The sequence below is a fragment of the Candidatus Woesearchaeota archaeon genome, from assembly GCA_016928155.1.
Classification (GTDB): Archaea; Nanobdellota; Nanobdellia; order Woesearchaeales; family JAFGLG01; genus JAFGLG01.
Genome location: JAFGLG010000005.1, coordinates 52324 through 68380, shown reverse-complemented (window position 1 = coordinate 68380; position 16057 = coordinate 52324). Strand labels below are relative to the sequence as shown.

General features: G+C 47.0%; 12 protein-coding genes. 10 read left to right on the top strand and 2 right to left on the bottom strand.

Annotated features, from left to right (window positions below; translation table 11 throughout):
• Nucleotides 1–62 precede the first annotated feature (62 nt).
• Nucleotides 63–1904 carry a glycogen/starch synthase gene (locus tag JW968_02010; GenBank protein ID MBN1385731.1) on the top strand — a complete coding sequence of 614 codons (1842 nt, stop codon included), beginning with the start codon at nucleotides 63–65 and terminating at the stop codon, nucleotides 1902–1904.
• 2 nt (nucleotides 1905–1906) lie between these two features.
• Complete coding sequence (galT, locus tag JW968_02005) at nucleotides 1907–2848, top strand: galactose-1-phosphate uridylyltransferase (protein MBN1385730.1); 942 nt, start codon at nucleotides 1907–1909, stop codon at nucleotides 2846–2848.
• A 48-nt stretch (nucleotides 2849–2896) separates the two neighbouring features.
• On the opposite strand, the gene JW968_02000 is transcribed toward galT, so the two are convergent.
• The gene (locus JW968_02000; GenBank protein MBN1385729.1) at nucleotides 2897–3145 is read right to left on the bottom strand and encodes a hypothetical protein; all 249 of its coding nucleotides are present in this window, start codon (nucleotides 3143–3145) and stop codon (nucleotides 2897–2899) included.
• Nucleotides 3146–3280: 135 nt separating this feature from the next.
• On the opposite strand from JW968_02000, the gene JW968_01995 reads away from it, so the two are divergent.
• Both JW968_01995 and JW968_01990 read left to right on the top strand, forming a co-directional pair.
• Nucleotides 3281–4120, top strand: coding sequence for a DegT/DnrJ/EryC1/StrS family aminotransferase (locus tag JW968_01995; protein ID MBN1385728.1), 840 nt, complete (start codon nucleotides 3281–3283; stop codon nucleotides 4118–4120).
• Nucleotides 4120–4854: a sugar phosphate isomerase/epimerase gene (locus JW968_01990; GenBank protein MBN1385727.1), complete on the top strand. Its 735-nt coding sequence runs from the start codon at nucleotides 4120–4122 to the stop codon at nucleotides 4852–4854. The genes JW968_01995 and JW968_01990 overlap by 1 nt, the downstream gene beginning before the upstream one ends.
• Here the strand turns inward: JW968_01990 and JW968_01985 are convergent.
• The gene (locus JW968_01985; GenBank protein ID MBN1385726.1) at nucleotides 4844–5836 is read right to left on the bottom strand and encodes an Lrp/AsnC family transcriptional regulator; all 993 of its coding nucleotides are present in this window, start codon (nucleotides 5834–5836) and stop codon (nucleotides 4844–4846) included. The genes JW968_01990 and JW968_01985 overlap by 11 nt on opposite strands.
• 109 nt (nucleotides 5837–5945) lie before the next feature.
• On the opposite strand from JW968_01985, the gene JW968_01980 reads away from it, so the two are divergent.
• From JW968_01980 to JW968_01955, 6 genes are all read left to right on the top strand, one after another.
• Nucleotides 5946–6767 carry a hypothetical protein gene (locus JW968_01980; GenBank protein MBN1385725.1) on the top strand — a complete coding sequence of 274 codons (822 nt, stop codon included), beginning with the start codon at nucleotides 5946–5948 and terminating at the stop codon, nucleotides 6765–6767.
• A 298-nt stretch (nucleotides 6768–7065) separates the two neighbouring features.
• Complete coding sequence (metG, locus tag JW968_01975) at nucleotides 7066–9318, top strand: methionine--tRNA ligase (GenBank protein ID MBN1385724.1); 2253 nt, start codon at nucleotides 7066–7068, stop codon at nucleotides 9316–9318.
• Between the two features lie 36 nt (nucleotides 9319–9354).
• A complete protein-coding gene (locus JW968_01970; protein ID MBN1385723.1) occupies nucleotides 9355–12411 on the top strand; it encodes a hypothetical protein in 3057 nt (1018 codons plus the stop codon).
• Nucleotides 12411–12941, top strand: coding sequence for a hypothetical protein (locus JW968_01965; GenBank protein ID MBN1385722.1), 531 nt, complete (start codon nucleotides 12411–12413; stop codon nucleotides 12939–12941). Before JW968_01970 ends, JW968_01965 begins: the two co-directional genes overlap by 1 nt.
• Nucleotides 12931–13770, top strand: a complete 840-nt coding sequence (locus JW968_01960) for a hypothetical protein (GenBank protein MBN1385721.1) — start codon at nucleotides 12931–12933, stop codon at nucleotides 13768–13770. Before JW968_01965 ends, JW968_01960 begins: the two co-directional genes overlap by 11 nt.
• On the top strand, nucleotides 13767–15998 hold the full coding sequence (locus JW968_01955; protein ID MBN1385720.1) for a hypothetical protein: 2232 nt from the start codon (nucleotides 13767–13769) through the stop codon (nucleotides 15996–15998). The genes JW968_01960 and JW968_01955 overlap by 4 nt, the downstream gene beginning before the upstream one ends.
• The last annotated feature ends 59 nt before the right edge of the window (nucleotides 15999–16057 follow it).

Here is a 16057-nt window from a genome sequence, read left to right as displayed (position 1 = left end):
AATATCCTATTCATATCAAATAATATCAAATTTAAAAACTTAGCCTAAAAAGAGGATATTTGATGGAAGACCAAAAAAATCAGGGTGTCACTCTGGATCAGACTCCATCCGCAGATTTCTTGTTTGAAGCCTCTTGGGAGGTCTGCAACAAAGTAGGCGGCATCTACACAGTTGTCAAATCAAAAGCCGCATTGATGGTCCAGAATTATTCAGATAAGTATTTCCTTGTTGGGCCCTATTTTGAAGATAAGGCCAAGTTCGAGCTTGAGGAGCAGAATCCTCCTGAAACGTTGGCTTCGGTATTCAAGGAGCTTGAGTCAGAAGGGATAAGGTGCCATTTCGGCACATGGAATGTCAAGGGCAACCCTCAAGTGATCCTCATTGATTCAAGCGGATTGGTCGGGAGGAGGGATGAATTCAAGAAGATGTACTGGGATTCTTACCAAGTGGATTCCCTCTATTCCCAATGGTCTTTTGACGAGCCTATGATCTGGGCGACAGCAGTAGGCAAACTGCTGGAGAAGTTCCAGAGGTTCAACCCGAACAAAGATATCTGCGCCCACTGCCATGAGTGGCTTGCCGGTTTTGCGATCCTGTATCTGAAAGCCAATAATGCGCGGGTCGCGACAGTCTTCACCACGCATGCGACGATGCTGGGCCGTTCCATCGCTGGCTCTGGCAGGAATCTCTATTCTGAGCTCGAGTATATTGATCCGGCTGCTGAAGCCTACCATCATGGCATACAGGACAAGTTCACTACAGAACGCGCTGCTGCCAATGCAGCTGTGATATTCACCACAGTCTCTGAGATAACTGGCATCGAGGCTGAGAAGATTCTTGGCAGGAAGCCCGAGATACTTGTCCTGAACGGTCTCGACATAGGCAAGTTCCCGACCTTTGAGGAGATTTCCATAAAGCATCAGGATAATCGTGATCAGATCAGGGAGTTCTTGACATACTATTTCATGGCCCATTATTCCTTTGACATCGATGAGACCTTGAATTTCTTCATTGTAGGCAGGTATGAGTTCAAGAACAAGGGGATTGACATAATGATCAAGGCCTTGAAGGTGCTGAATGAGAGGCTGAAGGCCGAACAGTCCAAGAAGACTGTTGTTGCATTCTTCTGGATACCGAGAGATGTCAGGAATGTGAAGCAGCAGATCATAACCAACAAGCAGGGCTACAGGAGGATCCACTCGTTTATTGATAAGAATAAGTATGTAATCGGTGAGAGGCTTGAGATGAACATAGTCTCTAACAAGAACCTGACTATCGACTTGTTTGACAGGGATTTCCTGAACAACGTCAAGAAGCTCCGACTTGAATTCATGCAGAAAGGCAACCCGGTTCTCTGCACGCATGACATCCCTAATGAGCATGATGATATAATCATTAGGAGCTTCAATGAGACAGGTCTTGACAACAAGGAAGATGACCGTGTGAAGGTTGTCTATTATCCCGTTTATCTTACTGGTGCTGACGGTCTGATCGATCTGTCATATTATGAGGCTATCGTGGGTTGTCATCTTGGCATATTCCCTTCATATTATGAGCCTTGGGGTTACACCCCCCTGGAATCTGCTGCATTGGGTGTCCCGTCGATAACATCTGATCTTGCCGGTTTCGGCATGTTCATGAACAAGAATGCCAAGCAGCAGGGCGGCATCTATGTCCTCAGGAGGAGGGATAGGTCTGAAGAGGAGCAGGTCAGCCAGTTCGCCGACATCATGTACAAGTACACGAATTTCAATCGCGCTGAGAGGGTTGAGCAGAAGCTGATAGCCAAGAATCTCAGCGGCCTTGCAGACTGGAAAGTCCTGATCAAGAATTACATTGATGCGCATAACAGCGCACTTGCCAGATGCAGCGCTATTCATGTCGTCGAGGGGATCAGTCACTGAAAATGGGGCAGCTTCGAAGGGATTATGTCCTGGACAAGTGGGTCATCATCGCCGAGGATAGGGGCAGGAGGCCTCATCAGCTCAAGCAGGGTGCGATTGACAAGAAGGTCGATGTATGCTATTTCTGTCCTGGCAATGAGAATATGACTCCTCCTGAGATAATGAGGGTGGGTTCAGATGGCGGCTGGCAGATGAGGGTCTTCCCGAACAAGTTTGCTGCTGTCACCACTGACAGCAGCCCTGAGATGAAGCTTGATTCCCCATTTGTCCATTCTGATAATTTCGGCAAGCATGAGGTCATAGTGGAGACTCCTGATCATGAGAAGGAGCTTTCTGACCTTTCCCCGGATGATATGGTCCAATTGCTCAAGATATACAATGAGCGCATATCAGAGATCGAGAAGATGGATGGTGTTGAATATGTCCAGGTGTTCAAGAATCATGGGGCAGCTGCGGGCACATCCTTGATACACAGCCACAGCCAGGTAATCGCAACCAATAAGGTGCCTTTCTGGGTGGGGAAGAAGGTTGATGCGATTTATGAGAACGGGCGATGCCCTTATTGCATGGTCATTGAGCGCGAGTCAAAAGAGGTAAGGAAGATAGAGGAGAACAGCACTTTCATGGCATTCTGTCCTTATGCGAGCGAGTTTCTTCTTGAGGCGTGGATCATGCCTAAGCGTCATGTCCGCAGGCTTGATGATCTCACTGACACAGAGCTTTATGATATGGCTCTCCTTCTCAAGAAGATTCTGGCAAGATTGAGGGAGATAAATGCCCCGTTCAATTACTGGATTCATTATGCGCCGAAAGGCAAGGAGATGCATCTCCAGCTGATCATCGCCCCAAGGCTTGCCCTGTGGGCGGGTTTCGAGTTCTCTGGCACAATAATAAATTCTATGTCCCCGGAAAAAGCTGCCGCTTGGTATCGTGGCGAAGAGTGAGCATGGGTCATTAGGATAGGCGGTCCAGGTCTGGTTATGCAGTGTCACTCAGTTAAGTGCCATGAACATCCCTGTCACATCCCAGGCCATCGCTATAAGGAATCCGAGTGCAAGGGCTTTTCTGTAGACAAAGCATAATAGAAGGATTGCTGCAGAGATGACAAGCTTGACGATTATCGCTGCTTGCGCGCTCAATCCGAGATATGGCACAAGAAGCACCCAAAAAAAGGTTATGACTCTGGGTATTATGAGCCATCCGACGAGCATCTCAAGTATGTGGACAAAATGCCTTTCCATCTGCATCCTCTGCATTATCAGATATAAAAAGATTATTATCCTCTCAATGACAATAAAACTTTCAGGATATATCCTCTTATGGGTGCGGATCATCCTATCAAAACCAATATAAATCATCAGTTACTCTGCCAAAGCATGGATCCGAAATTCCAGCTTGAGTTCAAGGAGAAATGCATTAAGCTGCTGCAGAGCATGACAGGCCATGAGAATGTGAGGATTGTCGATTCTGGCGACATGGCAATATTCTTCTCTTTGTACATCGCAAAGCAGCAGGGGAAGACAAGGGTTGTTGTTCCTGATCAGGGCGGATGGCTCACTTACAGGACCTATCCAAAGATCCTGGATATGGATATTGTTGAAGTGAAGACAAAGGATGCCCTTCTGGACCTTGATGATCTCAGGAACAAGGCAGATGGTCTCAGTGTCCTCATCATGCCTTCTTTCGGCGGTTATTTTGTCCAGCAGCCTATGGAAGGGATCTCAGGTATCTGCAGGGAAGCCGGGTGCATTCTCATTGAGGATGCCAGCGGTGCTATAGGTGATGAGTTCTTGTGCAATGGCGCCCTTTCTGATGTGCTCATAGGTTCTTTCGGCAGATGGAAGGTTGTCGATCTTGGGTATGGCGGTTTCATCTCCGTGAAGGACAAGGGCCTTTTTGAGGGTGCCAAGGATATCTTCTCGCTCTCGTCTTTCTTCCCGCAGTACATCGAGCTCTACCAGAAGCTCCAGAGAGCCCGTGAAAGGATTGAGATGCTCATGGAGCGATGCGGGATGGTGAAGGATGACCTGCAGGATTTTGACATCATCCACAGGGATTCGAGATCCTTGGTTGTCGTCGTGGCTCTTCATCTTGAGGCAGACAGGGAGAAGATAATCTCATATTGCAGTGAGAAGAAGCTTGAATTCACAGAATGCCCCAGGTACATCCGTGTAGGCAGGCCAGCAATAAGCATCGAGGTCAAGAGGCTGTCATGATGAAGGTCGGGATAAAGGTCTGGCCTGATGTGCCTCTGGAATATGTCCGGAGGATAAGGGACCATGTTGATTTCTTTGAGCTGTATGCTTTCCCTGATCATGGGTATGATGATTTCCTTGGGATAGGCAGGCCGATCATCATCCATAACGCCCACAGCTTCAACAAGGTGAATTTTGCTGATCCTGCGAAGGGGAAGATCAATCTTGCATCATTGATGTGGTCTCAGCATCTTGCTGACAGGTTCGATTCTTCGAAGATAATAATACACCCGGAGCTTGCCGAGAATCCTGCCTGTAATATCGATTCAGTCAGGGATTTTGTGAGAAAGCATCATGACAGGAGGATGATGATCGAGAACATGCCTCCTGCAGTCCATGGTTTCAGGCATCTTGTCAATACACCGGAAGATGTGGAGTCTGTCATCAGGCCTTGCAGGATAGGTTTCTGCCTTGACTTGAGCCATGCATTCGAATATGCCCATTACTTCGGGTTGGATGTCAGGCCATTCATCCAGAGGATGGTTGATCTCAAGCCTTCCCATTTCCATATGACTGACACGAAGCTTGAGAAGAAGCCTATAGGTTCCTATCGTGAGATCCACATGAATTTCTGGGAAGGCGGCATTGATCTGGATATGCTTAAGGGTCTCCTGCCCAAGGATGCCGAGGTCACGATTGAGACGCCGCAGGTCTTTGAGAAGCAGATTAAGGAGATAGGATTTCTCAGGTCATGACTTTCTCATCGAAGATGTATCTGGGGATATAGCTGATCTTATGCGCCTCAAGGACCTCGATTATCTTGAATGACTGTATAATATCCTTGAATTCTTCTCTCAGTTTCAGGATTATCTGCCTGACTCTTGCCCTGTCGAGGGATTCGATGTCGATCTCCATGTCCCACTCTCCGACTGTCCTGTTCATCTGGACCGTCTCTCTCGTTGTCAGCAGGAATTGCAGCAGGTTATTGTCGCTTTCCTGGCTCACATTGTGGAGGTTCAGGAACAGCCTGAATTTGTAGGCGCCGATCTTTGTGATGTTGATATTGTATTTGAATCCCCTTATTATCCTGCTTGATATGAGATGGTGCAGTGATTTTTTCATTGTCTTGATGTTCATTTCTGCATCCTTTGAGAGATAGGTGAGCCTGGAGTTCGGTCTCTCGCTGAGCAGTTTTACAAGGGTCATCTCATCCTTTGTGATGTTCTTTATCGGCCTGTCCCCGCCCACGACTGTCTCCTGGTCTGCGCCTGTCCTCTGCAGATGTGGGCTTGCAAGGTAATTCTTTGGATAGATGTGTGTGACCACATTCAGGAGGACAATATAATTGTTGAGGGATGGCACCTGGCTTGCGATCTTCTTTATCTCCTTGTTGAATCTGGAGGGGTTCGGGCTTATCATATCAACTGCCAGGTCATATTCTCCGTTGAATTCATGTATCGATGTGATGTAGTGGTTATCTGACAGGTATCTGATGATCCTTGCCTTGTCCTTCTCGCTTGTGTATCCTCCTTTGAAATATACCCTGAACAGGATGAGGTCCAGTTGGCCATAGTCGATGATGCAGTATGGCTCAGCCAGGATGTTTTCCCTTTTGAATACCTTTATCTCATACTTTATCCTTTGGGGGCTTTTTTTGAGGATCAGCCCTATTGCCTTTATCTTTGAGCGGGATTCTTCTGAAATCAGGAATAGCAGATTTTTATCAATTTTGGCCATTATTTTTTGATATTTTTTTATTTATTAATAAATTTTACGTTTTTTGTACCAATAATTAAAAAAATGTGCCCAAAAAAGCTTAAATATTGCTGGTATTAACTTATGAGTCATGGAAAAAGACCAGATTTTTTGGTGGTTGGTTGCATATCATGCTGATGTCAACCTCCCAAAAGTGCTTCCTCACATGGACAGAGGCGGATTTGTCCATCCTCTTGGGAAGAAGATTAAGGTGGGGAAATATGAGAATGATATCTATCATGGTTTCCTTATAGTCGCGAATGGTGATACATTAGCCCAGAAGATACAGAAGAGCCCAGATAGCCTGGATAGCAAGGTCATCCATGACTCTGCACCTCCCCAGTTTGTGCCTATCCAGGATATTGCGGCTTTCATGAATTATCTGGATGATGAGTCTGCTGATGAGCCGGATGGGGCCTATGTCATCAACAGCATGAAGAACAGCATCGCCCACGTCGGTGAATATAATAATAATATCTCTTCCCCTGATTTTGCGCGGGTTTTGCCGCACGATTTCATACACTGTCTTGGTGATATCCCTGTCAATGAGAGGACTCTCGGGACAAAGACAAAGATGGCTATCAAGGCAAGCTATAATTATGATAACACCGAGGCATTCCAGATAAAGAGGACTGCTTTCAATGGGACAGGGATGGGGAAAGTGACTCACTTCCGGAAAGGTGTGTTATATCAGGAGTTCTACTTTGCCCATGAGCCGGATGTTTCTCCTTTGCTGGTGCCAGAGCAGGGTATCATTGGTGTTCATAGGGAATATGACATAGGCTCCGGAAGCCCGAGGATAAGGCAGTCCCTCCCAATAAGCTTTGATGATATAAACTATAAAGCCTATGGTATTAATGACAACGAACCCCTGATCCAGTTAGCTGGCAGTCAGGCAGCATGTGCAAGGTGATTTTACAAGGTAATCTTTGTATAATATGATCTTTGCTTTTATAATATAAAAATGATCTTTGCTTTTATAATATAAAAATGATCTTTGCTTTTATAATATAAAAATGATCTTTGCTTTTATAATATAAAAATAATCTTTGCTTTTATAATATCTTGGTATAATATGATCTTTGTACAGGGAAATCGTTGATTATCTGATTGCGTTATCAAACCCCAGGTATTACCTTATGTGCTGTTTTCTCTGCATAATCCTTTTCTTTCCGCTACCTTTAAAAATGACCACTCTATCTTTTTAAATAATGGGAGATATCAATCCGAAGAAGAAAATCATTGTCACAAGCGCCCTGCCTTATGCAAATGGCTCAATCCATCTTGGGCATTTGGTGGAATATATCCAGACAGATATCTTTGTACGTTTCCTCAGGATGATCGGAGAAGATGCCATCTACTGCTGTGCTGATGACACTCATGGCACCCCGATCGAGATAAATGCGAAGAAGCTCGGTGTATCCCCTGAGCAGCTGATTGCCAGATTCTATAAGGAGCATGTTGATGATTTCTCAAGATTCGGCATCAGGTTCGATTCTTATTACAGCACAAATTCTCCTGAGAACAGGCATTATGCTGATCTGATATTTGCGCGGCTGAAAGATAATGGCCACATCTACACTAAAGATATGGAGCTCACTTTCTGCGAGAACTGCAACCGATTCCTCCCAGACAGGTTTGTTAAAGGCACCTGCCCGAAGTGCGGCGCCGAGGACCAATATGGCGATGTCTGCGAGAAGTGCAGCTCCACCCATAAGACAACTGACCTGATAGACCCAAAGTGCGCAGTCTGCGGCAAGCCTCCTGTAAGGCGGACCTCAAAGCATTATTTCTTCAGGCTCGGGCAATTCTCAGAAAAGCTCAGGGACTGGCTCACGATGAATGAGGAACTCCAGGACGAGGTGAGGAATCATGTGCTTGCCTGGATAAACGATGGCCTGGAGGACTGGTGCATCTCCAGGGACGGCCCTTATTTCGGTTTCAACATTCCCGGCGAGAAGGACAAATACTATTATGTCTGGCTTGATGCGCCTGTCGGTTACATTGCAAGCACCGCAAATTATTGCAGGCAGAACGGTCTGGATGCTGATGATTACTGGCAGACCAGGGACAAGGCCAGGATAATCCATTTCATAGGCAAGGATATAATCTATTTCCATCTCCTTTTCTGGCCAGCAATGCTCATGGGCTCTGGCTTCCATGTCCCTGACAAGGTGTTCGTGCACGGATTCCTGACGATAAACAGGGAGAAGATGTCGAAGTCACGAGGCACTTTCCTCATGGCCAGGGATTATCTCAAGGTGCTTGATCCTATCTATCTGAGGTATTATTATGCCGCTAATCTTTCATCAAAGATGGTGGACATAGATCTTGATCTGAAGGATTTCAAGGACCGCATCAACAATGAGTTCATCGCAAACACCGCAAATCTGACTTATCGTGTGCTGAGCTTCACCGAGAAGAACTTCGATTCCCAGCTGGGCTCTCTGCCAGATGATGAGGATTCCAGGCAGGTCATTGATGAGATCTCGCTCAGGTTTGATATTGTGAAGAAGCATTATTCTGAGGTCAATTTCAGGGAAGCGATGAAGGAGATAAACATAATCGCGAATATCGGGAACAAGTATTTCCAGAAGTTCGAGCCGTGGAAGCTGATAAAGGATGACAAAGGAAGGGTCCAGAAGATAATCACTCTTTCAGCCAACATTGTCAAGAATATTGCGATACTTTTCAAGCCCATAATACCCAAATTCTCAGAGAGTGTGGAGATGCAGATGGGCCTTAAGGATCTGGGATGGAAGGATCTGGATTTTTCGCTGGAGAATCACAGGATAGTATCCTCTGCAATCATCGTGAAGAAGATTGAGGATGAGCCTGATAAGCTGATACAGCCTACTAAGTCAGAAGATGGAGCAGTTTCAGGGACTGATGGCTCAGGCACTGATGGTTCTGTGGCTGGTGATCCCGGGATTGATGTTTCAGGGACTGATGGTATTGGGACTGATGCAGTGTCAGGAGATGATTCAGGCAATGGGGATATTTTCAGCAGGCTTGACCTGAGGGTTGCCAGTATTCTGGAGATAAGGGATCATCCAGAGGCAGACAGGCTTTACATCATGAAGATCGACCTGGGGACTGAACAGCGTCAGCTTGTTGCCGGCCTCAGGTCTTATCTGTCAAAGGATGAGCTGAAAGGCAAGCATATAATTGTGATAAGGAACCTCAAGCCTGCTAAGCTCAGGGGTTTTGAGAGCCAGGGAATGCTCTTGGCAGCCCAGGCAGGCGAGAAGGTCAGGGTGCTCGAGGCAGAAAACTCTGATCCCGGAGATGCGGTTTTCACTGTCAGTCCGAATGTTCCGGCAGGGGAAATCTCTTTTGAGGAGTTCTCGAAGCTGGACCTCAAGGTGGGGCCTGGCAGGGATGCTTTGCATAAAGGGAAAGCTTTAAAGACAGATAAGGAATATGTTTTTGTTGATTTGCCGGAAGGCTCCAAGATAAGATGAAGTAATAGTGATAGATTACCGGAAAAAAGAGGGAAAATGGGTAAGTGCTACCTTGAACCGATAGCGATATTTTTCATCGGATTAATCATCACTCTGCCTTTCTATATATCTGACGTCTATGCGAGTGCCCAGATATCTGAAGTCAACATAAAAGGGGACAATCTGGTCCCGAATTACATAAGGCAGACCGATACCCTGAATGTTGATGTGAGGGTGAGGGATGAGGGTCGTGAGATATTTCCGGAGCAGCTTAAATTCAACACCCAGCAGTTCCTTTCATGCGAGCCAGAGCCGAATGATTTCTTTCATTGCTTCTACATCCTACCTGTGCAGGCCATTGCTGCGACGACTCACCCATATAATGTATTGATGTTCGACAATGAGAGCAATGAGATAGCCTCAAGGCAGGGAAATTTCTATGTCGACAACCAGAGGCCTGACGTGTCTTTCACGACTGATAAGACTGCTTACGGTGATGAGATGATATCACTGAGCTATATGGTGAAGGATTATGCGTTTTCAAGGGGTGATACCTCAAAATGTTCTGGCATCAGGCGCATTGAGCTCATGGAGGAGGAAAGGATTTTCAAGGAGCAGGACCTGACGACCACTGCCTGCTCGAGATCCGGCACCATCTCTTTCAATTCATCAGAATTCGCCAGCTCTTCCGGATCCAGGAAGCTTTGCGTTGTAGCTTATGACCAATTGGAGCAGAAGAGCGAGCCTTTCTGCGAATCGAGGATGGTCTCCCTGGAAGGTGCTGAGCTGGAGGATGTCTCAGCACTAGACATTAATGACGAGCCTCTGGAATGGGTCGGCACAGGTGATACTGGTTTCAAGCTGAAGGCTGATTTCTCGTCGTCAATTGCAGGTGTCTCCCAGGAGAATATATTTGCGAACATGAGGAGCATCAATATGGCTTACAGGAGGAAAGCCCCTACAACATGCAGGAGGCATGATGATGTGCTCCAGTGCACATGGACAGGGCTTATCGGCCATTTCAAGGCAGATGAGACTTCCTACAATATCGATTTCAATGTGACAGATGATGCCGGCAATCAGGATGTCCTTTCTTATACCCTCAGTGTCCAGATAGATGATGTGGGTCCGGATGTCCAGTCCATCTACACCCAGTCGGGCCCTTCTGCCGAGGTCCAGTATGCTGCTTTGGTGAATAATACTGTCTATGTTAATTTCCTGGAGGCCGGTTCAGGTGTTACAGAGTCTGATGTGCTCCTGACTGCGCCGAATCTGGGGGCTTCGATGCTGCCGGCCACGAACTGCACCCAGTCAATGTGCAGGTGGGACAATCTTGGCGGCAGCGGGTCTGACGGCTCTGAGTTCTCAGTCGTTGTCGAAGGTATGGATCTGGCAGGTAATGCCATGACCGGTGCGAGGGCTAAGACTATAGTCATGGACGCCAAGGCCCCTGAGCTTCTAGGGTGGACCATCAACTCTTCATCAGGCTTCTGCCCGACATACAGGGATGGCATGGTCATCAATGCTGTTGTCAGGGAAGAGGTCTCTGGTTCAGTTGTGCTCATCGCTGACACGCATCATTTTACCGGCGAGGATGAGCAGACTGTTGAATGCGAAGCTATCGGCTCAAGGATATTCAACTGCACCATGGAAGTGGGTTCTCTCAGTGAGGATTCTTTTCGCGGTGAGGTCGATTTTTCTTTGAGGGATGCAGCCGGAAACTCTTATGATTTCAGCAAGGAGATAGAGCTCTGCCAGATCGCGACGAGGTCTGGCACCCATGTCAAAATCGAGTATGACAGGCCTGCATCTGTCCCTGACAAGGTCAGCAGGAAGCTTGCATCCCAGACCGGCCAGAAGGTCTTCATCCACACTTATCTCTCTGGTGCCACTATACTATCGAAATCTTTCTCCTGCGGGGACATGGTGGATAACACATATGACCCTCCTTATCTCATGAATGAGGATGCTGATGACCCTTATATGGTGCTGAATATTGTCGGCGACAATGATTCGCTCGAGGACAATTCGCTGAAGATAGAGTGCAATTATTCACTGATGATACAGCGCGGCCTGACTGTCTATGAGGAGCCTGACATCGTCCCTGTCGAGGTCTATGTGGACCTTTACGAGCTCCCTCTCGGTGAGATATCAGATGCCATCCAGGATCAGATAGACAAGGTAGATGATGAGATAGATTCCCTCGATAAGACAATAGAAGACTGGGAGGATATCAATGATCTTCTCGGCAAGTTCTGCGCAATCGCCGAGGCTTTGGTGGTCATTGATCTGATCTTAGGGGTCGTGAGGTTGGTTGTTGCGGCTATTACGAGTTGGTTAAAGTTGGGGGAAGCTTTTTGGAAACTTATCTGTCAAGGGAGTGAATTGATTCATGGTCTCAGGAAGTATGTATATCCTACAGGTGCAGTGGCAAGCTTCGGCATGTTTGTCAAGATCCTCTGCATGCTCTATTCCTGCAAGCTTTGTGATACAGATAATATCGCTGGTGTCTTGACGCAGTCTATCCCGCTTGGGGATGCAAAATATACGATAAATGGCCAGGATGGTTCGGCGAATTCGCACAGCATCAGTGTAACCCAGGCCGATTTTGATCCATACAAGAGCATACATGTCGCCAAGTCCTGCTATTGTATCCCTGCCATGATATATAATTATAATAAGAAGAGGCAGCTCGAGTGCAAGTATAGGAATTGCCTGGAGATGAATGCTGAGAACGGCCTGCCGATAAGTGTCTGCGCAAGGTCTCATGCTGAATCCAAATGCCTTTATTATGAGGGTGCGGCGTGGATTGCCACTGATGGCGGTTTTGCTGAGTACTGGGCTGATAAGCTATTATCACTGATAATATTTGTATTGCTGGAACTGATGGTCTTCGCATTGATAGGTGGTATGATGTGCGATCAGCCGGGTTCAGTTCCGGATCAATGTAGTAGTTCAAACAAGGATTTTGCTTTCACTAAAGGCACTGCAACATGTGTGGTGGTTTCAAGTGCCTTGGGATTGCTTGAGATAAGCTGGGTGACATCAGGCATCGGGGACATGTATGCCATGTATGATGGGGCGCTGACCTCAGAGCAGGATTACTGCGGATGATGGGAAAGAAAGACATTTTCGCCGGAATATGCATCTTGGTTTTGCTAGGTTTCTCTCTCTATGCAGGGGCTGTCACGCCGACAGAGAACTGGTATGACACTGTCGAGGATTGGGAGATCGAGTTCTGCAGCTATTATGGCGGGAAAGAGGAGCCCATATCGACAACAGGCGGATTCAGCTATTTCATGTCACAGCTCGCTTTGACTCTCCAGGCGACAAAGGGTGAGGTCCTGCCGGATAATACACAGCTGTATGAGGTCGGCTATTACATCCAGCCGATCCAGGGGAATGTAACATTCAGGATAACTCTTTTTGGCCCGTACAACACAAGGATGGGTGTCAAGAACTCGACTGATGTGGGTCCTGGCGGCATGGCTGGCTTTGAGACTTTTTATGTTAATCGTTCAAGGGAGAGGTATGACCGGGCAGTTATGCATGTGAGCGGATCCCTTGATGTCTATGGCATGGAGGGAGGGCCCATTGAGTTTGAGGTCCCGATCATAGACAGGAGTGAGGAATATGAAGACTAGGAAGAAGCGGCAGGGGATGACAGGGAAAATGCTGGATCTTTTCAGGAAGTCAGTCCTTTTTCGGTCTTTCAGGGATCTTTCTTCATTGCCGTGGCAGATTGTCTATGATTCATTGTTCTTCGCTGTCTCTCTTGTTTCGGTCCTGCTGTTTTCGATGTATTTTGTCAGGATCTCCTTGGATCTTCAGCCTCTCATGGATTATGCGCAGCTTGTGCAGCAGACCATGATCCAGGCTGTGCCGGGCAATCTCCCTGATGTAGCTTCACTTTACGGGATGCTGTCTCAGAACAGGCAGGTATGGTATGCTTTTGTCGCTAAGACAGTGTTTTCATTCATCGTGCTTTTCGGCATCATTATCCTGGCCCAGTCATTCTTCAGGTTGCTGATTTATGACAAGGTGATTTCCAGGAAGTGGGATTCCCGCAGGTTCTATCAGTTTTTTATGCTCAATCTGGCCTGGTACGGATCCGGGCTTCTTGTCTTCATCGCATCATTCTTTTTTAGCTTCAGCCTGCTGCCTGTCTTTGTCTTTTTTTTCCTGTGTCCGCTGTATCTGTACTTCACGCCGATTCTCTACCTGATTTTCAGGAAAAGGGGATTGATATGCACTGTGACATCCGCTCTTGATTTCGGGCTCAGGAAAGTTCACCATTTCTTGCTGCATATGCTTGTCATAGTCCTGGTTTTTTTCCTGGTCAGCTGGGTGTCATATCCTTTCGGTCGGTTCAGCATATATCCCTGGATCCTGGTGATGCTTTTCCTGTTGCTGCTCGGATGGGCAAGGGTCTATTATCATCTGCTGGTCAGGAGATTGGAGGTCTGTCCATGATCTCCCCGATCCCTCCAAGGAAGGCCCAGGTGACATTGTTTATCATAATAGGGATTCTTCTGATTGCTGCATTCTCGATAGGGACCTATTATCTAACTGTGCAGGAAGAAGAGACTGAGGCTTCAGTGGTGGAGACTGAAGTGACGCCTTATGATGTCTCTCCGATCAGGGATTATGTGGAATCATGCCTTAGGAAGGTCGCTCTCGAGGCTGTAAGGAATCTTGGAGCTCATGGGGGGTATATGGATCCATTGGATCCTGACTATGTCGGCGGCATCAGCATTGATCCGGAAAACCCGACCAATTCAGATGCTCTGATGCTCTCGCCGAATTCCACAGTCGCTTTTCCCTATTGGTATTACATGGGCAGCAGGAACACCTGCACCAACTGCTTTTTCACAAATAATCAGATCCCTTCCATTGAGATGATGCAGGATCAGATTGACAAATATATAGAGGATAATATAGGCGAATGCATAGCCGGGTTTGAGCCTTTGGAGTCCATCGGGATGAACATAGTGAACAAGTCCGGTCCTAAGGCCGAAACGACAATCACTGCTAAAGATGTCCAGGTAAGCCTGAAGTACAGCCTGGAGTCTACAAGGGACGGCACTGTCGCTAATCTGGCGAATTTCAATGATGTGATCGATATAAATCTTAAGTATTATCATGACTATGCTTCTCAGCTGGTCGATGGGCTGTTCAATGCCCAGTTCTTTGAGAGGAATGTCATTTCTGTACTCAGCTCGTACATGGACTCTGAGTTCGACAGCCTGCCGCCGATATACATGTCTGATGAGGGCTATTTCACAGCGGTATGGTCAAAGACTCTTGTGAAGCTGCAGATCCAGGATATACTGGCTCAGCACATCCCCATGATGAAGGTGGCGGGCACCAGGAACGAGTATATCTTTCAGAGCTCTGATCCGATGTCCCAGGGAGTGTACAATAATTTCCTTTTCAGGTCGAATAACACCAACCTGTCGGATCCTGGTATGGTGGTCAACTTCATGTATCTGAACTGGCCTTCTTATGTGGATATAACCCCGAGTATGGGTGATGTCCTGCAGCCTGATGTGCATAGGCAGAAGGGATATGGTCCGATACCTTCTTCACAGACGAATTCCTATTATTTTTTTTATGATGTCTCATGGCCGGTGCTTATAGAGATAAGGAACCCTGATGACTTCAGGGGTAAGGGTTTCGCATTCAATATTGCTTATGAGGCTAATTTCAGGGATAATATCGATATCATGCAGTGGTTTGCCGGCAACGGCACATTCGGGCCTCTTCCAGATGGATGGATGTCTCTTGAATCAGAAGAGGTGGATCCAGCTTATGCTGATGACATAGCACAGGATGTCCGGCCGGTGCAGGTTGAGAAGTCAATGTTCTGCGATCCTGATCAGAGGATATCCTCCATAAGCGCAACCACAAGATCTAATGACGGCGCGTATCTTGACGGCGTGAAGGTGTTGTTCGGTTGCGGGACATATGATGAATGCGCTCTGGGGGTCACAGAATTTGATGCAGCTGGTGTTGCACAGGCCATTGTTCCAAGCCCGCCCTGCATCGGCGGTTATGTGAGGTTCGAGAAAGACGGTTTCCTTGCGAGGACTGAGATACTGGATGTTCTGCCCAGCGAGGAAGCTGAGTTTGACGCCGTGCTTGCGAAACACCGTGAATACAACATCTCAGTGCAGAAATTCAATGTTGATTTCGGGGACATGATAAATCCTTCATCTGAAAATCTTGATCCTGAGACAGATCAGCTAATACTCATATTCACCAAGGTGAAGGATCACCCGTTTGAGGATGACATCTTTGAGACATATTTCTACCCGGCACTCAACACTACAGGGCCGAGGAATTCTGTCTATCTGCCTGATGGCCAGTACAATGTCCAGGGCATCTACATATATTCGCCTGGTTTCATCATACCCAAGCATTGCAAGCATATCTGTGAGTGCGCCTGGTGTCTCTGTGCAGATGAATATGTGCCTGATGAGGACAAGGAAGTGAAGCCTGCTCTGATGGGCGGCATTGTGCTGAATGAGTCGATAGGTTATCTTGACTTGAGGTATCCCAAGGCTGTCGGCAAGTCAGTCATAAACATGAACATCCTTCAGGTGCCTACTCCTCCTTGTGTCGACGAGCTTGAGGAGATGACAAAGACAGGTTATTATTCGGGGATATTCATAGATTATCTCAAGCCAACTCTGTCCTGAGTCGTCCGGTGATCCCGCTGTTTCAGCTGTTTTTCATTTTGTTCATCCTTGTCATATTT